Origin of the sequence: Exiguobacterium sp. s36 (assembly GCF_018618345.1) — a bacterium.
Classification (GTDB): domain Bacteria; phylum Bacillota; class Bacilli; order Exiguobacteriales; family Exiguobacteriaceae; genus Exiguobacterium; species Exiguobacterium chiriqhucha.
Genome location: NZ_JACSLW010000002.1, coordinates 246,055 through 268,250, shown reverse-complemented (window position 1 = coordinate 268,250; position 22,196 = coordinate 246,055). Strand labels below are relative to the sequence as shown.

Annotated in this window: 28 protein-coding genes; all 28 read left to right on the top strand. The window is 52.6% G+C overall.

Annotation, left to right across the window (positions count from 1 at the left end):
- The 28 genes from KNP95_RS06845 (at position 1) to KNP95_RS06710 (ending at position 22,187) form a co-directional block, all read left to right on the top strand.
- A complete protein-coding gene (locus KNP95_RS06845; RefSeq protein WP_251138504.1) occupies positions 1-1,047 on the top strand; it encodes a flagellar hook-length control protein FliK in 1,047 nt (348 codons plus the stop codon).
- Entirely contained in the window at positions 1,019-1,450 is a 432-nt protein-coding gene (locus KNP95_RS06840; RefSeq protein ID WP_021067125.1) for a flagellar hook capping FlgD N-terminal domain-containing protein, read from the top strand. Before KNP95_RS06845 ends, KNP95_RS06840 begins: the two co-directional genes overlap by 29 nt.
- Before the next feature lie 11 nt (positions 1,451-1,461).
- Positions 1,462-2,253 (top strand): flagellar basal body rod protein FlgG, encoded by a 792-nt coding sequence (gene flgG, locus KNP95_RS06835; protein ID WP_021067126.1) that lies wholly within the window; start codon positions 1,462-1,464, stop codon positions 2,251-2,253.
- A complete protein-coding gene (locus tag KNP95_RS06830; protein ID WP_021067127.1) occupies positions 2,253-2,471 on the top strand; it encodes a flagellar FlbD family protein in 219 nt (72 codons plus the stop codon). Before flgG ends, KNP95_RS06830 begins: the two co-directional genes overlap by 1 nt.
- The gene (locus KNP95_RS06825; protein WP_021067128.1) at positions 2,464-2,913 is read left to right on the top strand and encodes a flagellar basal body-associated FliL family protein; all 450 of its coding nucleotides are present in this window, start codon (positions 2,464-2,466) and stop codon (positions 2,911-2,913) included. Before KNP95_RS06830 ends, KNP95_RS06825 begins: the two co-directional genes overlap by 8 nt.
- A 9-nt stretch (positions 2,914-2,922) precedes the next feature.
- Positions 2,923-3,912 carry a flagellar motor switch protein FliM gene (gene fliM, locus KNP95_RS06820; RefSeq protein WP_021067129.1) on the top strand — a complete coding sequence of 330 codons (990 nt, stop codon included), beginning with the start codon at positions 2,923-2,925 and terminating at the stop codon, positions 3,910-3,912.
- On the top strand, positions 3,909-5,024 hold the full coding sequence (gene fliY / locus KNP95_RS06815) for a flagellar motor switch phosphatase FliY (protein ID WP_029595697.1): 1,116 nt from the start codon (positions 3,909-3,911) through the stop codon (positions 5,022-5,024). Before fliM ends, fliY begins: the two co-directional genes overlap by 4 nt.
- A gap of 12 nt (positions 5,025-5,036) precedes the next feature.
- Positions 5,037-5,402: a response regulator gene (locus KNP95_RS06810; protein ID WP_021067131.1), complete on the top strand. Its 366-nt coding sequence runs from the start codon at positions 5,037-5,039 to the stop codon at positions 5,400-5,402.
- The gene (locus KNP95_RS06805; RefSeq protein WP_214836291.1) at positions 5,399-5,893 is read left to right on the top strand and encodes a flagellar biosynthetic protein FliO; all 495 of its coding nucleotides are present in this window, start codon (positions 5,399-5,401) and stop codon (positions 5,891-5,893) included. The genes KNP95_RS06810 and KNP95_RS06805 overlap by 4 nt, the downstream gene beginning before the upstream one ends.
- Positions 5,890-6,555, top strand: a complete 666-nt coding sequence (fliP, locus tag KNP95_RS06800) for a flagellar type III secretion system pore protein FliP (RefSeq protein WP_214836288.1) — start codon at positions 5,890-5,892, stop codon at positions 6,553-6,555. Before KNP95_RS06805 ends, fliP begins: the two co-directional genes overlap by 4 nt.
- An 11-nt stretch (positions 6,556-6,566) precedes the next feature.
- On the top strand, positions 6,567-6,839 hold the full coding sequence (fliQ, locus tag KNP95_RS06795; protein ID WP_021067134.1) for a flagellar biosynthesis protein FliQ: 273 nt from the start codon (positions 6,567-6,569) through the stop codon (positions 6,837-6,839).
- Entirely contained in the window at positions 6,836-7,606 is a 771-nt protein-coding gene (gene fliR, locus KNP95_RS06790; protein ID WP_021067135.1) for a flagellar biosynthetic protein FliR, read from the top strand. The genes fliQ and fliR overlap by 4 nt, the downstream gene beginning before the upstream one ends.
- A complete protein-coding gene (gene flhB / locus KNP95_RS06785; RefSeq protein WP_021067136.1) occupies positions 7,603-8,694 on the top strand; it encodes a flagellar biosynthesis protein FlhB in 1,092 nt (363 codons plus the stop codon). Before fliR ends, flhB begins: the two co-directional genes overlap by 4 nt.
- 13 nt (positions 8,695-8,707) lie before the next feature.
- Positions 8,708-10,726, top strand: a complete 2,019-nt coding sequence (flhA, locus tag KNP95_RS06780; RefSeq protein ID WP_058763385.1) for a flagellar biosynthesis protein FlhA — start codon at positions 8,708-8,710, stop codon at positions 10,724-10,726.
- Entirely contained in the window at positions 10,727-11,806 is a 1,080-nt protein-coding gene (locus KNP95_RS06775; protein ID WP_214836285.1) for a flagellar biosynthesis protein FlhF, read from the top strand. It begins immediately after the preceding gene.
- Positions 11,785-12,624 carry a MinD/ParA family protein gene (locus KNP95_RS06770; protein ID WP_021067139.1) on the top strand — a complete coding sequence of 280 codons (840 nt, stop codon included), beginning with the start codon at positions 11,785-11,787 and terminating at the stop codon, positions 12,622-12,624. The genes KNP95_RS06775 and KNP95_RS06770 overlap by 22 nt, the downstream gene beginning before the upstream one ends.
- A gap of 19 nt (positions 12,625-12,643) precedes the next feature.
- Positions 12,644-14,611 (top strand): chemotaxis protein CheA, encoded by a 1,968-nt coding sequence (locus KNP95_RS06765; protein WP_214713787.1) that lies wholly within the window; start codon positions 12,644-12,646, stop codon positions 14,609-14,611.
- Positions 14,612-14,623: 12 nt separating this feature from the next.
- Positions 14,624-15,055, top strand: a complete 432-nt coding sequence (locus tag KNP95_RS06760) for a chemotaxis protein CheW (protein ID WP_029595691.1) — start codon at positions 14,624-14,626, stop codon at positions 15,053-15,055.
- Positions 15,045-15,644: a chemotaxis protein CheC gene (locus KNP95_RS06755; RefSeq protein ID WP_214836282.1), complete on the top strand. Its 600-nt coding sequence runs from the start codon at positions 15,045-15,047 to the stop codon at positions 15,642-15,644. Before KNP95_RS06760 ends, KNP95_RS06755 begins: the two co-directional genes overlap by 11 nt.
- The gene (locus KNP95_RS06750) at positions 15,637-16,122 is read left to right on the top strand and encodes a chemotaxis protein CheD (protein ID WP_021067143.1); all 486 of its coding nucleotides are present in this window, start codon (positions 15,637-15,639) and stop codon (positions 16,120-16,122) included. Before KNP95_RS06755 ends, KNP95_RS06750 begins: the two co-directional genes overlap by 8 nt.
- Before the next feature lie 11 nt (positions 16,123-16,133).
- On the top strand, positions 16,134-16,904 hold the full coding sequence (locus tag KNP95_RS06745) for a FliA/WhiG family RNA polymerase sigma factor (protein ID WP_021067144.1): 771 nt from the start codon (positions 16,134-16,136) through the stop codon (positions 16,902-16,904).
- 13 nt (positions 16,905-16,917) lie between these two features.
- The gene (locus tag KNP95_RS06740) at positions 16,918-17,286 is read left to right on the top strand and encodes a hypothetical protein (RefSeq protein WP_021067145.1); all 369 of its coding nucleotides are present in this window, start codon (positions 16,918-16,920) and stop codon (positions 17,284-17,286) included.
- Between the two features lie 152 nt (positions 17,287-17,438).
- Complete coding sequence (gene rpsB / locus KNP95_RS06735) at positions 17,439-18,179, top strand: 30S ribosomal protein S2 (protein WP_021067146.1); 741 nt, start codon at positions 17,439-17,441, stop codon at positions 18,177-18,179.
- Positions 18,180-18,296: 117 nt separating this feature from the next.
- The gene (gene tsf / locus KNP95_RS06730) at positions 18,297-19,178 is read left to right on the top strand and encodes a translation elongation factor Ts (RefSeq protein ID WP_029595690.1); all 882 of its coding nucleotides are present in this window, start codon (positions 18,297-18,299) and stop codon (positions 19,176-19,178) included.
- A 106-nt stretch (positions 19,179-19,284) separates the two neighbouring features.
- The gene (pyrH, locus tag KNP95_RS06725; protein WP_021067148.1) at positions 19,285-20,010 is read left to right on the top strand and encodes a UMP kinase; all 726 of its coding nucleotides are present in this window, start codon (positions 19,285-19,287) and stop codon (positions 20,008-20,010) included.
- Positions 20,007-20,567 carry a ribosome recycling factor gene (gene frr / locus KNP95_RS06720; RefSeq protein ID WP_021067149.1) on the top strand — a complete coding sequence of 187 codons (561 nt, stop codon included), beginning with the start codon at positions 20,007-20,009 and terminating at the stop codon, positions 20,565-20,567. Before pyrH ends, frr begins: the two co-directional genes overlap by 4 nt.
- 83 nt (positions 20,568-20,650) lie before the next feature.
- Entirely contained in the window at positions 20,651-21,388 is a 738-nt protein-coding gene (locus KNP95_RS06715; RefSeq protein WP_021067150.1) for an undecaprenyl pyrophosphate synthase, read from the top strand.
- A gap of 1 nt (position 21,389) precedes the next feature.
- A complete protein-coding gene (locus KNP95_RS06710) occupies positions 21,390-22,187 on the top strand; it encodes a phosphatidate cytidylyltransferase (protein ID WP_031200184.1) in 798 nt (265 codons plus the stop codon).
- Positions 22,188-22,196 lie beyond the last annotated feature (9 nt).

Sequence of the window (22,196 nt, the reverse complement as noted above, 5' to 3'; positions counted from 1 at the left end):
ATGAATATCGCCTTACTGGCCCAATCGATGCAAGGGGCACCACAAAAAGGCGGGGACGCGAGTGCGACCCCGACCGGACAGTTTTTAGAATTGCTCTCGGCCATGCTCGGAACGACGCCGACCTCGTCGCCTGAAGCTATGGCTGTTCCGGAAGACGAAGCATCGCTCCCGCTCGAGAACGTATCGAATCGGTTAGAGCAGTGGCTGCAACAGCCGGATAGCCTGCAATGGTTGAAGTCATTGCCGGCCGATGCGTATCGCAAGTTCATGGATGCTTATATCGGAATTTTGAATCAAGTCGCCCCGGAACCTGCAACAGTCAAGGCCCCGGACGCAATCCCTGCACTGCTCACAAGCCAAGCGGCGGCGCCGACGCTCTCGTTTACGCTCACGAAGAAAGAAACGGACACACTCGTCCAAACGGTGCCGGTCAATCAAGTAGAGGAGAACGTGCGCATCATCCAGCAAGTCGTTGCGCAGTTTAAAGGGACGCTCGGACAGACCCCAAAATCTTTACCCGGTGTGACACAAACTGAAACGCAACCCGCACAGATGCAACAGCCGATCAAAGAAACCGACTGGATGCCGAAAAGCATGACGTGGTCGAAACCGAATATCGACTCTGAGATGGTGATGTACGCCTCGAAAGGCTCATTACCTGAGAACATGCAGGCCCGCATCGAAGCGGCCTTGCACCGGGCACCGTTCAAGAGCGGGGCCGATGGGTCGAAAGTGTTCACGGTCCGTCTTTATCCGGAGCAGTTAGGGGAACTCGTCGTCAAACTCGAACGGCAGAACGGAGAACTCGTCGTCAAGCTGTTTGCGAGTAACCAAGAAGCGAAGCAGTTATTGCAATCACAACTAGGACAGTTGCAACAGACGCTCCAGCCCGCGAACCCGAACGTCCGAGTCGAGGTCAACTTGACCCAACAAGCGCTAGAGACGAAAAACTCGAGCTTCAATGAGTTCGACCAACCTGAACCGGAACACCATGAACAACCGAAAGGAGACCCTGACGATGACGACAATCCAGCCGAAGACGAATGACTATACGCTACCGGATCAATCGATGCCGAAAGCGACGAACCAATACGATCAAAGCATGTTCTTGAAACTGTTGCTCGCCCAACTCGCCAACCAAGACCCGATGTCACCGATGGAAGACCGTGAGTTCATCTCTCAGATGGCTCAGTTCTCTTCACTCGAACAGATGCAGACGATTTCGAAACAACTCGATTCCGCGCTCGTCGATCGACAAATGGCCTCGATTTCGGAGTTCAGCAATATGATCGGGCAAACGGTCGCTTATACAAACGAAACGGAAACCGAGACGATTAAAGGCTCGGGACGTGTTCTCTCGATTTCGAAGACCGAAGCCGGCTATGTGGCCGACCTTGAAGACGGAACGTCCGTCAACGTGTACAACATCACTTCCATCAAACAAGCATAGGAGGATTCATCATGTTAAGAGCAATGTACTCAGGAATCAGTGGTTTAAAGAACTTCCAATCGAAGCTTGACGTCGTCGGGAACAACATCGCCAACGTCAACACGTTCGGCTATAAAAAGGGCCGGGTCACGTTCAAAGACCTCGTCAGCCAACAAGTCGGTAGTGCGACGGCGGCGAACGGTGTCAGCGGTGGGGTCAACCCGAAAGAAGTCGGTCTCGGGGGCACGATGGCGACCGTCGATAACGTCTATAACCAAGGCGCCATGCAAAACTCAGGGAGAGCGCTTGATGTCGGGATCTCAGGAGAAGGATTCTTCGCCTTGGACGTGAACGGCCAGACACAATACACGCGGGCAGGTAACTTCTATACAGATAACACAGGAGACCTCGTCAACGGAGACGGTGCGTATGTCCTCAGCATGACAGGAGACCGAATCAACATCCCTGCCGGTGCGAAGTCGCTCTCAATCGGGAAAGACGGACAAGTCAGCTACGTCGATAACGCCGGAGCTTCGACAGTCGTCGGCCAAATCCAAGTCGTCACGTTCGCCAACAACGCCGGATTGTCAAAAGTCGGCGCGAACAACTTCATTCAATCGCAAAACTCAGGTGAGCCGAACATTGGTATCCCTGGACAAGATGGGCGTGGCGAACTCGTCTCGGGTGCGCTCGAGATGTCGAACGTCGACTTGTCGGAAGAGTTCACAGAAATGATTGTCGCGCAGCGTGGTTTCCAAGCGAACACACGAATCATCACAACATCGGACGAGATTCTCCAAGAACTCGTCAACTTGAAACGCTGATGATTCGCGTCACGACGCTCCGGGGTGAAGAACTTGTGCTGAACGCCTTGTTCATCGAGACGGTCAAAGCCGAGCCCGATACGATCATTCACTTGTATAACGGAAAGACGTATATCGTCCGCGAGACGAAACAACAAATCATCGACCGGACGACGGCGTTCTATGCCTCGGTCGGTCTGGTTGGAACGATAGGCATACGAGGTGAAGAAGATGAGTGAAGAAAAACAAAAAGGCGGCGCCATGAAGATGGTGCTCATCCTGCTAGTCGTCCTGCTCGTCATGGGCGGGGCCGGATTTATGACTTATAAATACTTGTTCGGTGACAACGTGACGGCGAAGACGAAACCTGTCACCGCCGAAGAATTGGCCGAACGCAGCTTCACGACGGACGATATGACGACGAACATCCAAGATGAGCGTTTCATCAACGTCCAGTTCACAATCGTGACGGATGCTGCGGAGACGAAAGAAGATCTCGAACTTCGAAAGTTCCAAGTGCATAACGTCATCCTCGGCGATTTGGCCGGCATGACGAAAGCGAAGCTCACGACGAAAGAAGACATGCAGAAGTTTGAGCAGTCGCTCCGCAAACAACTAAACGGACTGTTGGAGTCAGGTGAGGTCCAACGAGTCTACATGACGAAGAAAATCATACAGTGAGGTGGCATCATGGGAGAAGTCTTATCTCAACAAGAAATTGATGCCTTGCTATCGGCGTTAAGCAGTGGCGACGTCGAAGCCGACTCCTTTTTGGCCCAGGAAGAAGAGCGGAAAGTCCGGCAGTATGACTTTAAACGGGCGGTCCGCTTCTCGAAAGACCAAATCCGAAGCTTGACCCGGATTCATGAGCATTTCACACGGATGCTGACCACGTTCTTCTCGGCCCAGCTCCGGACGTACGTCCAGTTCACGGTCAACTCGGTCGAGCAGCTTCCTTATGACGAATTCATTCATTCCATTCCGAGCATGACGATGATCAACTTGATTGAAGCGCCGCCGCTCAACGGCCGTTTCATCATCGAAGTGAATCCGAACATCTCGTACGCGATGCTCGATCGCCTACTCGGCGGTCCCGGGGTCGAGATTGAAAAAGTCGAGAGCTTCACGGAAATCGAGATGCGCATCTTGACGCAATTATATAAACGAGCGTTTGCAGGATACGGAGACGCCTGGGAATCGATTGCCGAGATCAAGTCAGAGATGACAGCGGTCGAGGTCAATCCCCAGTTCCTCCAACTCGTCTCGCCAAACGAGACGGTCGTCCTCGTCTCGATCGGTGTCACCATCGGCGAAGTGAGCGGGACGATCAACGTCTGCTTACCGTTCGTGACGATTGAGCCGGTGTTATCGAAACTGTCGAGTCATTACTGGATGCAAGAGGCCAATCGCCGTAATGCGAGCGGGAACAGCAAAGAACCGCTCAAAGCCCAGTTGATGAACTCGTCGGTCGAGGTCGTGTCCCTGCTCGGGGAGACGACGATCACGTTCGGTGACTTGTTGCATTTAGAGGTCGGGGACTGTTTGACCCTCGATCAATTGGTGAAAGACCCGTTATCGATCATGGTAGGGGAAAATAAAGTGTTCAGAGGGCAAGTCGGTGTGAGCGGGAAGCGGATGGCGGTCCAAGTGCTCCACCGGGTGAAGGAGGAAGAGCAATGAGTGAGATGTTGTCACAAGATGAAATAGACGCGTTATTGCGCGGGACGAGCGAGTCGTCAAAACCGGAGGCGAATCCTGAAGAACATCTTGATTCGATGGAAAGCGACGCCTTAGGGGAAATCGGGAATATTTCGTTCGGTAACTCGGCGACGGCGCTATCGACGTTACTGCAACAAAAAGTAGAAATCACGACTCCAATCGTCAGTGAGGTCACAATCGATGCGCTCCGTGAGCGTTATCCGACGCCGCACGTGGCACTTCGAGTCGGCTATACGGAAGGCTTGAAAGGCGAGAACGTGCTTGTATTGACACGTGAAGACGCCGCCATCATCTCAGACTTGATGCTCGGTGGAACTGGGATTGGCGTCGATCCGGAAGGACTCGATGAAATTCGTCTTTCAGCCGTCCAAGAAGCGATGAACCAAATGATGGGTGCGGCAGCGACATCATTGTCGACCGTATTCTCGAAAAAGATTGATATTTCACCACCGCTCGTCGAAGTGTTCGATGCGACGAAGAACCAGACGATTATCGACCGCCTCGAGCTTTGGGAGACGATGGTCTTAATCGAGTTCAACTTGAAGGTCGGTACGTTAATCGATTCGAAAATCGTTCAAATCGCCCCGGTCCAGTTCGGGAAACAACTTGTCAACGAACTGATGGCCGCCACATCGCCAGCCCCTGTCGCACCAGCTCCGGCAGCTGCCCCGGCCGCGCCGAAGCAGGAAGCGCCGAAGGCACCGGCTCCCGCCGCCCAACAACCGGTTCGTCCGGCAGCGAAGTCGGTACCGGAAGTCGCGGTCAGCCAGGCCGAGTTCATGCCGCTCCACGCACCGGCGACGAACGACTCGATTCCAGCGAATCTGGGATTGTTGTATGACGTGCCGCTCAACGTGACGGTCGAACTCGGACGGACGAAACGTTCGGTCCGAGAAGTGCTTGAGCTGTCACAAGGTTCGATTATCGAACTCGACAAGTTGGCCGGTGAGCCGGTCGATATTTATGTGAACCAACAACGGATCGCCCGCGGCGAAGTCGTCGTCATCGAAGAGAACTTCGGCGTCCGCGTAACAGAAATTATCCAACCGCACGAGCGGATTGGCATCGTTTAAGGAGGAAGAACAATGAGTGCAAAAATTTTAGTGGTAGATGATGCGGCGTTCATGCGCATGATGATTAAGGATATCTTGACAAAGAATGGATTTGAAGTCGTCGGAGAAGCGGAGAACGGTGTCGATGCAGTCGCGAAATATCGTGAGCTCATGCCCGATCTCGTCACGCTCGACATCACGATGCCAGAAATGGACGGCTTGGCCGCATTGAAAGAAATCCGTGGGTTCGATTCGAACGCGAAAGTAATCATGTGTTCGGCGATGGGACAACAAGCAATGGTCATCGATGCGATTCAAGCAGGAGCAAAAGACTTTATCGTCAAACCGTTCAACGCTGAACGCGTCGTCGAGGCAGTCTCAAAAACGGTCGCACAATGAACAAGTGGTGGTTGATTATCCTTCTCGTGGCTGGGTTATTCATCCCGGCCACGGTCGAGGCCGCCACCGTCGACCAACAGTTCGAACAGCAACAACCAGACACGAAAGAGGAACCGGTCACATCGGCCGTCTCATCGGTCGGCACGGCCATCAAGCTCATATTGAGCCTGGTCGTCGTCATCGGTGGGTTCCTCGTCCTCGTGCGATGGTTGAACGCACGGACACAAGGCGTGAAGTCGGCTCAGCATTTGACCCATCTCGGTGGTGTCCCGCTCGGCAAAGACCGTTCGGTGCAACTCGTCAAGCTCGGTGAACAAGTGTACGTGCTCGGTGTCGGCGACTCAATTCAATTGCTCGACCGGATTGATGCCGAAGCGATGGACGAGGCGGCGCTCGATGCCCCGACCTTGAACCAGTCGAACTCGTCGGCTTTCCTCGACACGTTTAAACAACAGTTGGCCCAGATTGAAGAAGTGAGGAAGAAACGATGACGACGATTGAACAATTAATCAACTTGGAGACGCCAGACAGTACATCGACCTCGATCAAATTGTTGGTCGTGCTCACCTTGCTCACGCTCGCGCCATCGTTTTTAATCTTGATGACTTGTTTCACACGAGTCGTCGTCGTGCTTTCGTTCGTCCGCCCGGCACTCGGGACGCAGCAGACGCCACCGAACCAGCTGATTATCGGGCTCGCCCTGTTCATCACGTTGTTCGTCATGTCGCCTGTACTATCGGAGTTGAATGATCAGGCGTTGTCGCCATATATGGACGACGAAATCAGCCAAGACGAGGCGTTCGAAGAGGCGGGGAATACGATGAAGCGGTTCATGGCCCAATATACGCGCCAAGAGGATTTGCAATTATTTATTAAATATGGGAACTATGAGCAACCTGAGTCGGTCGAAGATGTCCCGCTGCTCGCGATGGTCCCGGCCTATGCGATTAGCGAGTTAAAAACGGCGTTCCAAATCGGGTTCATGATCTTCTTGCCATTTTTGATTATCGATATGGTCGTGGCGAGTGTCCTCATGTCAATGGGGATGATGATGCTTCCGCCGGTTATGATCGCATTGCCGTTCAAATTGTTACTGTTTGTGTTGGTGGATGGATGGCACTTGATTGTGGAGTCCTTGCTTAGAAGTATGTAGGAGGAACGAATATGACGCAGGAAATGGTCATTTATTTGGCGACGGAGAGTGTGTGGACGTTATTGAAAATCTCGATGCCGCTCTTGTTGATCTCGCTCGTCGTCGGTCTCGTCATTTCGATTTTACAGGCGACGACACAAATTCAAGAGCAGACGCTATCGTTCGTGCCAAAGATCGTCTCGGTCTTTATCGGGCTCGTCGTCTTTGGGCCTTGGATGCTGCAACAGATTGAAGGGTTCACCCGTTTGATTTTTGAACTGATGGTCGAGGTCGCCTCGAAATGAACGCGGTCGATTTCATCAGTCTCTATGGATTGACGTTTGCCCGTCTTTCCGGCTTCTTCGTGAGCGTCCCGTTATTTTCATCCCGGCAACTGCCGGTCATGCACCGCGTCGCGTTCAGTGCCTTTTTAGCGTATTATGCGATGTTCACGGTGACAGAGCCGCTCGATCTCGGTCAAGCCTATATTTTACAGGTGTTGTACGAGGTGTTGATCGGGTTAGTGCTCGGTATTTTGATTAACATTTTATTCTTTGCGCCTCAGATTGCGGGTGGCGTCATCGATTTACAGCTCGGACTCGCGATGGCATCGGCCTATGACCCGATGTTCGGAGGCCAGTCGCCGCTGATTGGTCGATTCTATTATATTTTTACGTTGTTTATCATGCTGTCGAGCAACTTACATCTGTTGCTGATTGATGGTATCTATTATAGCTTTCAAATTTATCCGCCGGGTCAGCCGATCATCGACTTTAGCGAAGCGTCACTCATGATGGCCGTCAAGGTCGTCACGATGACAATGATGGTCGCCTTGCAGCTTGCCTTTCCGCTCATGGCGTCGCTCTTGCTCGTCGACATGGCGCTCGGGTTCTTGGCGAAATCGGCGCCGCAGTTCAATATTTTTGCAATCGGATTTTCATTCAAGCTGATTGCGGGATTTTCGGTCATGGTCGTCATGATGGGCTTGACCTTGAACGGCATCAGCCAATTCATCCCGATTCTACAAGAAGTGTTACGTGATTTTATGACTGTGCTAGGAGACGCCTCATGAAGCCTCTATATACCTTATCGGTCGATCTTCAATTTTTTGCAGGAGAAAAAACCGAAAAAGCAACACCACGTAAACGAGAGGATTCGCGTAAGAAAGGCCAAGTGGCCAAGTCAGCCGATTTGACCGGTGCCTTCGCCTTGTTCGCGATGTTTCTCATGTTATCGTTCTTAGGACCGTATCTCGGCAAACAGTTGTTCAGTGTGACGAAAGAGTTGCTCGGTCCGAGCTACTTGCTGTTCGATCTGTCCAACGGGTTGTCCGGCATGCTCACCGACTTGTTGCTTCGGGTCGGACTGATCGTAGGCCCGTTCTTCGCGGTCGCCGTCGTGTTCGGGATTTTAATCAACTACCTTCAAATCGGGACGTTGTTCTCGGCGGAAGCGATTCAACCGAAACTCGAACGAATCGATCCGATTAAAGGGGTCAAACGGATTATCAGTATGAAAGCGGTCGTCGAATTTTTAAAGTCCTTATTCAAATTATTGATTATCCTGACGACTGCCGTCGCCGTGCTCTGGCAGAATCAAAAAGAGCTGTCCCGCATGGCGGTCGAACATATCCGTGAATCGGTCATCGCGCTCGCCCATATCACGATCGAACTCGGACTATGGGTGAGTGTGGCCTTGCTCGCGCTCGCGTTGCTCGACTTCTTCTATCAACGATTCGATTTTGAGAAATCGATTCGCATGTCGAAGCAAGATATCAAAGACGAGTATAAGAATAGTGAGGGTGACCCGCTCATCAAATCGAAAATCAAACAACAACAACGGGAGATGGCGATGCGCCGTATGATGCAAGAAATTCCGAACGCGGATGTCGTCATCACCAACCCGACCCACTATGCCGTCGTCATCCGGTACGACGACACGAAAGACTTCGCGCCGCTCGTCGTCGCCAAAGGGGTCGATCGTGTCGCCTTCAATATCCGTGACGTGGCCAAAGAACATGACATCCCGATTGTCGAAAACAAACCGTTGGCCCGTGCGCTGTACGCCCAAATGGATATCGGGGAAGTCGTTGACGAGTCGTTTTATCAGGCGATCGCCGAAGTGCTCGCATTCGTCTATCAATTGAAACAACCGTCTTGAGGAGGAGTATGTATTGGCAGTAAAAGCTAAAGATTTTGCGGTATTGATCGGCGTTCTGTTAATCGTCGTCATGCTCGTCATCCCGTTACCGGGGTTCATGTTAGATTTCTTAATCATTGTCAACATACTGATTGCGTTGCTGATTTTACTCGTCGCGATGAATGCACGTGAAGCACTCGACTTCTCGGTCTTTCCTTCGCTCTTGCTGATCGTGACGTTGTTCCGGCTCGGATTGAACGTGTCGACGACACGTTCGATTTTATCGACCGGATACGGTGGAGAAGTCATCGAGACATTCGGTAACTTCGTCGTAGGCGGGAACGTGCTCGTCGGGTTCGTCGTCTTCCTCATCCTCGTCATCATCCAATTCGTCGTCATCACGAAAGGGGCCGAACGTGTATCCGAAGTGTCGGCGCGTTTCACCCTCGATGCGATGCCAGGGAAACAGATGGCCATCGATGCCGATTTGAATTCGGGCTTGATTGATGACAAAGACGCGCAAATCCGGCGGAAAAAGATTCAAAGTGAAGCCGACTTCTATGGGTCGATGGATGGGGCCTCGAAGTTCGTCAAAGGGGACGCCATCGCTGGGATTATCATCGTCGCCATCAACTTGATTTTCGGAATCATCATCGGTACCGTCCAAATGGGTCTTCCGGTCGGTGAGGCGTTCCAAACGTTCTCCCTCATGACGATCGGCGACGGGCTCGTCGGTCAAATCCCGGCGCTCCTCATCTCGACGGCAACCGGGATTATCGTCACGCGTGCCGTCTCGGACGGGAATCTCGGCGAGGACGTCGTCGATCAGCTCGGTCAAAACCCGACGCTGCTCTATATCGCCGGCTCCATCGTCATCATGCTCGGCTTTATTTCGCCGAGTCTGCTCCCCGTGACGCTCATCATTGCCGGAGCCACGTTCTATGGTGCCTATACGATGCGTCGCAATTTGAAACGGGTCATCGATACGCCGTTACCGGAAGAAGAACCGTCGGCACCGACCGAGACTGTCGTTTCGCTGTTACAGATTGATGCTATCGAGTTCGAGTTCGGCTACGGACTCATTCCGCTCGCCGATGAATCGCAAGGCGGCGACTTGCTCGACCGAGTCGTCATGATTCGTCGTCAGCTCGCGCTCGAACTTGGGTTCATCTTGCCGACAGTACGGATTCGCGATCATCTGCAATTGTCACCGAACGCATATCGCATCAAAGTGAAGGGCAACGTCGTCGCTGAAGGCGAACTCTTGCTCGATCATTACTTGGCAATGAGTCCTGGGATTGAAGATCCGGAAGTATATGGGATTGAAACGACGGAGCCGGCGTTCGGTCTCCCGGCGTTATGGATTGATGAAGAGACGCGCACCCGCGCAGAGATGAGCGGGTATACCGTCGTCGATCCGCCATCCGTCGTGGCGACACATTTGACGGAGACGCTCAAGAAACACGCTGCCGACCTGCTCGGCCGTGAAGAGACGAAACAGCTCGTCGAGCATTTGAAAGAGACACATCCGGTGCTCGTCGAAGACGTGACACCATCCGTCTTGTCGATTGGAGACATTCAAAAAGTGCTCCGTCATCTGTTGAAAGAACACGTCTCGATTCGCAATTTACCGCTCTTGTTCGAGACGATGGCCGACTATGGCAAAGTGACGAAAGACGCGGATATCCTCGGCGAATACTGCCGGCAAGGTCTGTCGCGTCAATTGACCGACCAAGTCAGTCCGCCCGACGGACCACTCTACGTGGTCACGCTCGGCGGCCAGACCGAACAGCTGATTCAAGACGCCGTTCAAAAGACGGAGTTCGGCAACTATTTGGCGCTCGACCCGGAACAAGCGCGCGAGATTATCGAACGCTCGGGCGAGCAGCTGTCGATGTTCGAACGCTACGGGGCATCGGCCGTCATTCTTTGTTCGCCGACGATCCGCCTGTTCGTGAGACAATTGCTCGAACGGTATTATCCGGATGTGCCGGTCCTCGCCTACAACGAACTGCTCAGCTCGATTGAAGTGAAAAGTATTGGGGTGATTTAAGTGCAAATCAAAAAATATACAGGCAAGACGATGGCGGAAGCGATGGCGAAAGTCAAACAAGAGTTTGGCGACGACGCCGTCATCTTGAATTCGCGCCAAGTGAAGAAAGGATGGCTCGGCTTGTTCGCCTCACAACACGTCGAGGTCATCGCCGCGCTCGAGAAGGCGCCACTCGCCGTCAAACCACGTACGGTTGCGAAGCCGGTCGCGGCAACGAAACCTGAGGCAACGCCAAAACGTCAACCGCAACCACGGAACGTCGCGTATGCTGCGCCTGAAATCTCGGGAGCGAGACGGTTGCCGGCACCATTGGCACACGTCGAAGCGCTGCTCGCGTCCGAATCGTTTCAAGGTGAAGCGTGGGACGAAGCGATTCAGGAACTGTATTACACGACAAAATCGGTCGACGCCGTCGAACGTTACGTCCGCGATCAAATCCAAAATTCTTTCTTGCCTGTACCGGAACCGAAGCGGTACATGATGCTCGTCGGTCCGACCGGTGTCGGCAAGACGACGACGCTCGCGAAACTAGCCGCCCACTATAAGCTCGAGCATGGACTCTCGGTCGGCCTCATCACGACGGATACGTATCGAATCGCTGCCATCGAGCAGTTGAAGACGTACGCCGAGATTCTAGACATCCCGGTCGAGGTCGCCTACGATTTTGATGATTTCAAGCGGGCGAAGCAGCTGTTCGCTCGAAAAGACATCATTTTGATTGATACGGCTGGCCGCAATTTCCGCGACGAGGCGTATGTTGAGCAGTTCGAGCGGCATCATGACTTTTCGGAGACGAGTCTCTCGCTCGTTCTCAGCTTGACGTCAAAGATGCGGGACATGGAAATGATATATCGTCAGTTCGAGCCGTTGCCGCTCGGGTCGCTCATCTTCACGAAAGCGGACGAGACGAGCGACATCCATGCGATGTATCGGATGGTTCGCGAAAGTGGGCTGCCGGTCGCTTGGCTGACGGATGGACAAGAAGTGCCTGACGACCTCGTCAACGGGGACCCTTCCCGGCTGACGGATCGGTTGCTTGAGAAAGAAGGGTGGACCCAATGGACCAAGCAAGACGTCTAAGGGCGAAAACAGAGACCCCACCGACGACGATCGCTTTCGCGAGCGGGAAAGGCGGGGTCGGCAAGACGAACGTCTGTGTCAATACGGCCATCGGCCTCGTCGAGCTTGGGAAGCGCGTGTTAATCGTCGATCTCGACATCGGGATGGCGAACGTGCATATCTTGTTGAACGCCTCGAGATCACGGACGATGATGGATTCGGTCAAAGCCCGAATTCCGCTGGCCGCCTCGGTTCAGAAAGGTGTGCATGGTGTCGATATATTACATGGGGGGAGTGGACTTGATGAACTAGTCCAATTCTCACATGCCGATATGCAATTTTTTATGCGTGAACTCGAAGTGCTCACTGAATACGATTATGTCCTGTTCGACATGGGGGCCGGGGCGACCGACACATCACTTCAATTCATTGAAGGATGCGATGAGATGTTTCTCATCTTGACGCCTGAACCGACCTCGCTCATGGATGGGTACGCCTATACGAAGCTGGTGCATCGACAAAGCCCAGACTTACCGCTCGGCGTCATCGTCAATCGGGCCCAATCGGGTGAGGAAGCGCTGCAATGTTTTGAACGAATGGAAGTTGCGTGTGAGCAGTTTTTAAAGAAATCGATTCGATTCCTCGGGTATTTACCAGATGACGCCACGGTCAGACGAGCGGTCATCGCCCAAGTCCCGTTTTACCATTTGGACCGAAAAAGTGATATCAGTTGGCGGTTAGAGCGGATTTTAACGACATTGACCGGGACACCGCCGAAACCGCGTCATTTTATGGATCGCTTGATGGGGAACTTGAAACGTCAGTGGAACCGAGTCTAACGACAGGGAGGCATTATAGATGGACGTGAACGAATACTTAGGATTGTTTTTAGATGAGTCGCAAGAACATATTCAATCGGTGAACACCCAACTGTTAAAACTTGAACAGACGGGCAGCCAAGAGGCGATTCAAGAGATTTTCCGCTCCGCGCATACGCTCAAAGGAATGTCGGCGACGATGGGTTACGAGAGTGTGGCCAACTTGACACATGAGATGGAGAGCGCGCTCGACTTGGTTCGGGCCGGTAAGAAAGAGAGCAACCAGCTGTTGCTTGATACGATGTTCTCAGCGATGGAACAAATCGAAGAGATGATCGCCAATATCGAGACCGGCGGCCGAGGCGCGAACGTCGATGTCGCTGCGACGGTGTCTGCGTTCCAGTCGTTCATCGGCAGCTCGCCAAAGGCGGCTCCGACGGTCGAAGCCAATGTCTTCACGGCCGACCTTTATACGGATTCGGTCATCACCCAAGCGAAGGAGACGGGCTTCGAGGCGTTCCAATTGCACGTGAAACTATCCGATGCCGTCGTTTTGAAAGCGGCGCGTGCCTATATGGTATTCGATCGCCTGCAAGAACTCGGCGAGGTCGTCCGGACGTTACCGGAAACCGAGGCCATCGAACAAGAGCAGTTCGACCTCTCGTTTGACGTCTTGTTTGTGTCACAAGAGACGGCAGATGTGATTGAACACGCCGTGTCCCAAGTGTCAGAAGTCGAGCACGTCCTCGTGACGGTGTATACGAGTGCATCGAGTGAAACGGAAGTCGCCGTCAGTGCCGAGACCGTCGCCGTCGCTGAAGCGAAACCGAAAGTCGAGGCGGACGAGCCGAAAGAACAGGCTGTCGCCCAGGCGAAGACGATTCGCGTCAACTTGGAACGGATTGATCGTTTAATGAACTTATTCGAAGAGTTCATTATCGACCGCGGTCGTCTCGAGCGGCTCGCCGACGAAGTCGGACAGCCTGAATTGAACGAGACGGTCGAGAAAATCAAACGCGGGACGAACGAACTCCAATCACTCGTCCTGACGCTCCGGATGATGCCGATCGAGCAAGTGTTCAACCGCTTCCCACGCATGGTACGTTCGGTCGCGAAAGACATCCATAAAAAAGTCCAGCTTGAGATCACAGGCGCGGAGACGGAACTCGATCGGACGGTCATCGATGAGATTGGCGACCCGCTCGTTCACTTGATTCGCAATGCCATCGATCACGGCATCGAACTACCAGAAGTCCGTGTCGCCGCCGGGAAACCGGAGCAAGGGAGTCTTGCACTCCGGGCTTACCATGGCGGCAACCGTGTCTTCATTGAAATCGAGGACGACGGGGCAGGGATCCATGTCGATAAAGTCCGGTCGAAAGCGCTCGAGCGCGGCGTCATCACGCCGGAAGAAGCGACAGCGATGACCGATAACGAAGTCGCTATGCTCATCTTCGCCCCAGGCTTCTCGACGGCAGATGTCGTCACTGATTTGTCTGGTCGCGGTGTCGGTCTTGACGTCGTGAAAAACAAAATTGAATCACTCGGTGGGGTCGTCACGCTCGAGACGGTCGTCGGACAAGGGACAAAATTCCAAGTCAGCCTTCCGCTCACGCTGTCCATCATCTCGGCGATGCTCGTTCAAGCCGGTGAGGAGACGTACGCCATCCCGTTGTCATCGATTCTTGAGACGACACTTCTTGACGAGGCCGACATTTTGACGGCCCATCGCGAACGTGTCTTCGATTTCCGAGGTCAGCTCGTCCCGCTCGTCTATTTAAAAGAAATGTTTGCGATTGAGACGGAAACGAAGACGCAATTCCCGGTCGTCGTCGTCCGTAAAGGAAATAAACTCGTCGGCGTGGTCGTCAACGATTTGATTGGCCAACAAGAGATTGTCATGAAGCCGCTCGGTACGTATCTCGAGGGCATTCCGGCCATCTCTGGTGCGACGATACTCGGAGACGGGCGTGTCGCTTTGATTGTCGACAGCAACGATCTGTTCTAAGGAGGAAGAAGGATGGAACAAAAATGGGTAGTCTTTTCACTGGGAACGAACACATACGGGATCGATGTCCAGTCGGTCCGCTCGATTGAACGGGTACAACCGGTCACACGCGTCCCGAACGCACCGGCTCACGTCAAGGGCGTCATCAATTTGCGCGGTGTCGTCACGCCGGTCATCGACCTTCGCCTCCGCCTCGGGTATGAGGCGATTGAACCGACCGACGAGACTCGGATTTTAATCGCCTCGCTCAATCAAGGCGATGCCGGTTTTATCGTCGATCGCGCCAACGAGGTCGTGGAAAGCGAGGACGTTCGTCTCGAGCCGATTCCTGAATCGAGTCGAGACATGTTGTCGGCTCATTTGACGGCGATTGCGAAAGGGGAGGACAAACTGTTCTCGCTTCTCGACGCCAACGCGTTGTTCGAGGAACAACATGCTGAGTGAGTTCGAGCAAGATTTATTGAAAGAACTTGGCAATATCGGATCAGGCCACGCAGCGACGGCATTGTCGACGCTCTTGGCCAAGCCGGTCAACATTACCGTCTCCTCGGCCGAGATGGAACCGATCACGTATCTGCCGGAACGGGTCGGCGGTCCTGAGCGTCATGTGGCATCCGTGCTATTAGAGCTCGGAGGCGACATCAGCGGCATGATCCTCATCTTATTTCCGGTCGACGACGCCGAGATGATGGTCTCATCACTCATCGGGAGCGGGTTCACGTTCCAAGCGGCCGATGAACTCGGTCAGTCGGCATGGGAAGAGATTGGGAATATCATGAGCGGGGCATATGCCCGGGCGCTCGGCGATTGGTTGAATACACCAATCCCGATTCAAGTCCCGGCGACAGCGGTCGACATGGCCGGTTCGATCGTCGAATTCGTCGTCACATCGGTCCAGCCCGAAGAAGATGCGGCGCTCTATATCGATACGACGTTCCGCATCGACGGAAAAGTAAGTGCCGGACATGTGTTGTTCCTACCGACGCATGGCTCGCTCGAACGGATTAAGCAGCGGTTGATGGGCCATGGCTGAAGTACTCAAAATTGGGATTGCGGAATGGAAGCAGACGACGGCGCCGAACAAGTTGCGGACGGCCGGACTCGGTTCGTGTGTCGGGGTCATCCTGTACGACGTCCGGCTCCAAGTCGCGGCGATGGCTCACGTCATGTTGCCGGATTCGGCGATTGCCCGCAAACATCAAACGATTGAAGTAGGGAAATATGCGGATACGGCCATCGATGCTCTCGTCGCTTCATTGAAACGGGCCGGGGCCGGTCGGTTGCAAGCAAAGATGGCCGGCGGCGCCCAAATGTTTCAATTTAAATATGAGAATGAGGCGATGCGCATCGGTGAACGAAATGCCGAGGCCGTCCGCAATGCGTTGAAAGCGCACCGGATCCCGCTCATCGCCGAGGACTGTGGCGGACATAATGGGCGGACGATTGAATTTGATGTGGCGACTTGCGTCCTCTCGATTCGAACGGTCAGCGTAGGAACAAAGGAAATTTAGGGGGGATCGACATGACGACTCAACTTACCGAGTTGTGGGATCGTTGGAATACTGACCGCGATATGGATACGGCGAATGAACTATTGACGCACTATGAGTTCCTGATCCATTATCACGTGCAACGAATGATCGTGACGCTCCCGAAGAGCGTCGAACGCGACGAATTGAAAAGTTTGGGTTACATGGGATTGTACGATGCCCTCATGAAATATGATCCAGAACACAACAACAAGTTTGACACGTACGCGGCGTTTCGGATTCGGGGCGCCATCATCGACGGATTACGGAAAATCGATTGGTTGCCGCGATCGGTGCGTGAACGGGTGAAGAAGATTGACCACGTCGCCGAACAGCTCGAACAGAAGTTGCATCGGGCCCCGACGAAAGAAGAACTGGCGCACGCGTGCGAGCTGCCGGTCTCAGAAATCGAGAAAGCGATGGCGGAAGGGTACTTTGCGAACATGTTGTCAATCGATGAGGCGGTGACGCTTCAAGAGGAAGGCAAGGTCATGTCCGTCACGTATTTTGACCCCGACTCCGAAAAACCGGAAGACACGCTCCTGCAGCGCGAGTTGCTCGATGTGTTGACGAACGAGATTGAGCATTTATCTGAGAAAGAACGACTCGTCGTGTCGTTATTCTATTTCGACGAGTTGACGTTAACGGAGATCGGTGAAGTGTTGGAACTATCGACGTCCCGCATCTCACAAATTCATTCCAAGGCGCTGAAGACGTTGAAGCTTGCGCTCGGACGTTCCTATTTAGAAGAAAAGACATCGTGAAGGAGGGATGGAGATGACCGTCGTCTATATCGGAATCGCCTGTATCGTCGCGTACGGACTGTTGATTTTGTTTCGTCAAGTCCAGGCACTGACGGCTCGTGTCACGCGGCTCGAACAGGAGAAGCGTGAGACCGAGGCCCTCCTGTTGTCGTTCATGGAATCGATGAACGATGTCGTGAAACACCCTGCGCCATCGAGCGAGGAATCGGCTGTGGAACCTGCACTTGAGGATTCGCCGATGGAGGCACCGTCGTCCCGTGAGCGCCAACAGGCACCGCACGTCGAGGACGTTTTACTGAACCATTCGGTCCGAGAGACGGCCCGACTGCTCGGAAAAGGTGAGGGAGAAGTCGCCCTTTATGCCAAACTTCGCAAAAAGTGAGAGTTGCCGGATTGGCTGACATATGCTATAGTAATTTTCGGTGTTAAACACATCACACACGTCTCGGGATGGTATTCCTCGGTGCCGAAAGGTCGGAATACAACGATGAACGAGGCGGAGGACTTTTTTAAACCACAAGGAGGAAATTTATCATGGCAGTAATCTCAATGAAGCAATTGCTCGAAGCTGGTGTACACTTCGGTCACCAGACACGCCGTTGGAACCCAAAAATGGCGAAATACATCTTCACGGAGCGTAACGGAATCTACATCATCGACCTTCAAAAAACGGTCAAAAAAGTAGACGAAGCTTACAACTTCGTTCGTGAACTCGCGGCAGAAGGCGGAAACGTCCTCTTCGTAGGTACGAAAAAACAAGCTCAAGACACGATCAAAGAAGAAGCACTCCGTTCAGGTATGTACTTCATCAACGAGCGTTGGTTGGGTGGAACACTCACAAACTTCTCAACAATCAAAAAGCGTATCAACCGCTTGAAGCAGCTTGAGAAAATGGAAGCTGACGGTACGTTCGAAGTACTTCCTAAGAAAGAAGTCATCATCTTGAAAAAAGAAATGACACGTCTTGAGAAGTTCCTCGGCGGAATCAAGGACATGCCAGGTGTTCCTGATGCCCTCTTCATCGTTGACCCACGTAAAGAGCGTATTGCGATTGCAGAAGCTCACAAATTGAACATCCCAATCGTTGCGATTGTCGACACAAACTGTGACCCAGACGAAATCGACTACGTCATCCCAGCGAACGACGATGCGATTCGTGCGGTTAAATTGCTCACTTCTAAGATGGCAGACGCGATCATCGAAGCGAAGCAAGGCGAAGAAGAAGTAGCTGAAGAAGCAGTAGCTCCAGAAGCTGAAGCGACAGAAGCTGAGTAATCGGTCAGACAACAGGTGATAAAGGGAAAGCCTTTTATCACCTTTTTTTAGGACACGTATATAAAGCCTTAGTGCTTTTTCTTAAAAATTCGTAAGTTTTACAAGGAGGAATTTCCGATGGCAGTTACAGCAGCAATGGTAAAAGAACTTCGTGAAAAAACAGGCGCAGGTATGCTCGATTGCAAAAAAGCACTCACTGAAACAAATGGTGACATGCAAGCGGCAATCGACTTCCTTCGTGAAAAAGGGATCGCTAAAGCAGCAGCTAAAGGCGACCGCATCGCAGCAGAAGGTTTGACGGCAGTAGCGGTTGACGGCAACAAAGCTGCGCTCGTCGAAGTTAACTCAGAAACAGATTTCGTTGCGAAAAACGAGAAGTTCCAAACACTCGTTTCAGACGTGGCGAATGCAGTTCTCACTTCAGGCGCGACTTCAGTAGAAGCGGCACTTGCTTCTGAATTCGTAGCAGGTAAAACACTTGAGACGCACATCCAAGAAGAAGCTTCGACAATTGGAGAGAAAATCTCACTCCGTCGTATCGCTGTTCTTCAAAAAGCTGACGATGCAGTCTTCGGCACGTACCTTCACATGGGTGGACGCATCGGTTCGGTCGTCATCATCGACGGTACAACGGACGAGACAGTTGCGAAAGACGTAGCTATGCACGTCGCAGCAGCACGTCCACTTTACGCGACACGCGACGAAGTATCGGCTGAAGAAGCAGATCGTGAGAAGAAAGTCTTGACTGAGCAAGCCCTCAACGAAGGCAAGCCTGCCAACATCGTCGAGAAGATGATCGCGGGACGTATGAACAAGTACTTCGAGGAAATCTGCCTCGTCGACCAAACATTCGTTAAAGACGCTGACTTCAAAGTTGGGAAATACGTAGAGTCTAAAGGCGGCCGTGTCAACTCATTCGTACGTTTCGAAGTTGGAGAAGGTATGGAAAAACGCGAAGAAAACTTTGCTGAAGAAGTAATGAACCAACTTAAAAAATAATCTGCATCACGCGTGATGCAATCAAAAATGGGAACACGTCTGTATAACCTTGAGTTAGTTCGTTAAGGGAGCGTGTTCCCTTTTTTCAAGCAAGAGGAGGCAAAGTATGGAACCGAAATATAAGCGAATTGTGTTAAAATTGAGTGGAGAAGCGCTCGCAGGAGATCAAGGGTACGGGATTGACCCGGCCATCGTCAACTCGATCTCTGGACAAATCAAAGAGTTGGTTGCCTTGGGCGTCGAAGTAGCCGTCGTCGTCGGAGCCGGAAACATCTGGCGCGGGAAGACGGGCAGCGAACTCGGCATGGACCGGGCGAATGCCGATTATATGGGCATGCTTGCCACGGTGTTGAACTCGCTCGCACTTCAAGATAGCCTTGAATCGAACGGTGTCCAGACGCGCGTCCAAACCTCAATCGAAATGCGCCAAGTGGCTGAACCGTACATCCGTCGTCGGGCGATGCGTCACCTTGAAAAAGGTCGAGTCGTCATCTTCGCGGCAGGGACGGGGAACCCGTACTTCTCAACAGATACGACAGCAGCACTCCGCGCAGCGGAAATTGAAGCTGACGTCATCCTGATGGGTAAAAATAACGTCGATGGTGTCTATTCGGCGGATCCGAAACTCGTTCCGGATGCGGTCAAATACGACACGCTCACGTACTTGGACGTCTTAAAAGACGGACTCCAAGTGATGGATTCGACAGCCACATCACTATGTATGGACAACCATATCCCACTGATTGTATTCTCATTGCTTGAAGAAGGAAACATCAAACGTGTCGTACTCGGGGAACATATCGGGACGGTAGTAGGAGGAATCAATTCATGAGTGTTAATGACGTATTGAAAACTGCTGAAGAAAAGATGGAGAAAGCCCATTCTGCCTTGAAACGTGATTTCGGGACACTTCGTACGGGACGCGCGAGCGCGTCAATCTTGGACCCGGTCCAAGTCGACTACTACGGTGTACCGACTCCGCTCAACCAAGTGGCGAACATCAACACTCCGGAAGCGCGTCTACTCTTGATTCAACCATGGGACAAATCGATGGTGTCAGATGTCGAGAAAGCGATTCAAAAAGCCGACCTCGGCCTCTCGCCGTCTTCTGATGGGACGGTCATTCGTCTCGCGATCCCAGCTTTGACAGAAGAGCGCCGCAAAGAGCTCGTAAAAGTGACGAAAAAATATGCGGAAGAAGCGAAAGTAGCTGTCCGTAACGTTCGTCGTGACGCGAATGAAAACTTGAAGAAGCTTGAAAAAGATGGGGACTTGACTGAGGACGACCTTCGCGGTTACGCGGATGACGTTCAATCGTTAACGGATTCGTACATCAAAAAGATTGATGAATCTGCAGCGACGAAAGAAAAAGAAATCATGGAAGTGTAATCACGGAAGTGGTATACCAAAAAGCTGTGTGGGGACCCTTTTACTGAGAGGGTCCCTCTTTCATACAATCAGGAGGATAGAGTATGTTTAAATGGGTGAATCCTAAAACAAAAACCGAGGCGGAACTGAGCATTCCCGAACACGTCGCCATCATCATGGACGGCAACGGCCGTTGGGCGAAGAAGCGTGGGCTCCCTCGCATCATGGGTCACCGGGAAGGGATGAAGTCGGTCCGGGAAGCGGTGCGCACCGCCCAAGAACTTGGCATCCGTTCATTGACGCTGTATGCGTTCTCGACGGAGAACTGGACGCGTCCTGAAGAAGAAGTCAACTTCTTGATGAAATTGCCGAAGCAATTTTTAGAGACGGATTTAAAAGAATTGGATGAACAGAACGTTCGCGTGCTCGTCGCAGGCGATGTGACAAAACTGCCACGCGGGACGCGAGAAGCGGTCGATGAGGCACGGACACGGACGGCGACGAATACGGGGCTCGATCTCGTCTTTGCGCTCAACTATGGCGGACGTGATGAACTCGTTCAAGCGATGAAACAAATCGCGAGTGATGTGGCGCACGGTACGATCCAACCGGACGAGATCGATGACGTCATGATTGGTGAGCGTCTCATGACGAACATGCAAGACGTTGATTTGATTATCCGCACGAGTGGGGAACAGCGCCTCTCGAACTTCTTGCTCTGGCAAGGGGCTTACGCTGAACTACATTTCACGGACGTGTTGTGGCCTGAGTTCAAACGGGATCACTTCGTCGAGGCGATTGAAGCGTACAATGCGCGGACTCGCCGGTTTGGCGGGGTGTGACATGAAAACACGAATCATTACCGGTCTCTGGGCCGGCGCCATATTTGTCACGTTGATTGCCTTAGGCGGTAGCCCGTTCGTCATCTTGATGGGCGTGCTCGCCTTAATCGGATTGAGCGAGTTTACGTTGATGCGCAATCATAAATTGATGGCGTTCCCGTTTCTCGTGACGTCACTTCTCGTGGCGTTCCCGTTCATCTTGATGTTGCTAGAGCGTCGGCTCGTCCTCGAGGAACTGCCAATGTCGACGACGCAATGGATGGTGCTCGGTTTAATGCTCCTCTTGTTCTGGACGGTCGTCACGAAAAACCGGTTCACGTACGAAGATGCGAGCTTTTATTTCGTCTCTGCCGTCTATCTCGTCATCGGGTTCTCGAGTTTCGCACTCGTCCGCTTGTCAGAAGACGGGCTCGTCAAAGTGTTGCTCGTCTTGTTCATGATTTGGGCGACCGATTCTGGAGCCTATTTCACGGGGAAAGCAATCGGAAAGACGAAACTATGGCCGTCTATCAGCCCGAATAAGACAATTGAAGGTGCGATTGGCGGCATCGTGTCGGCGATCGTCCTCGGCATCGTCTACGTACTCATCGAGCCGGTGTTACCGATTCTCGAAGTATTGGTGCTCGCGGTCGTCGTATCAGTCGTCGGTCAACTCGGTGATTTGGTACAATCAGCATACAAGCGTCAATATAATGTGAAAGATTCCGGTCATCTGTTACCGGGACACGGTGGGATTTTAGACCGGTTTGATAGTATGATCGCGGTATTCACCGTCATTTGGGTATTTAATTTGTTATAAAAGAGGAGT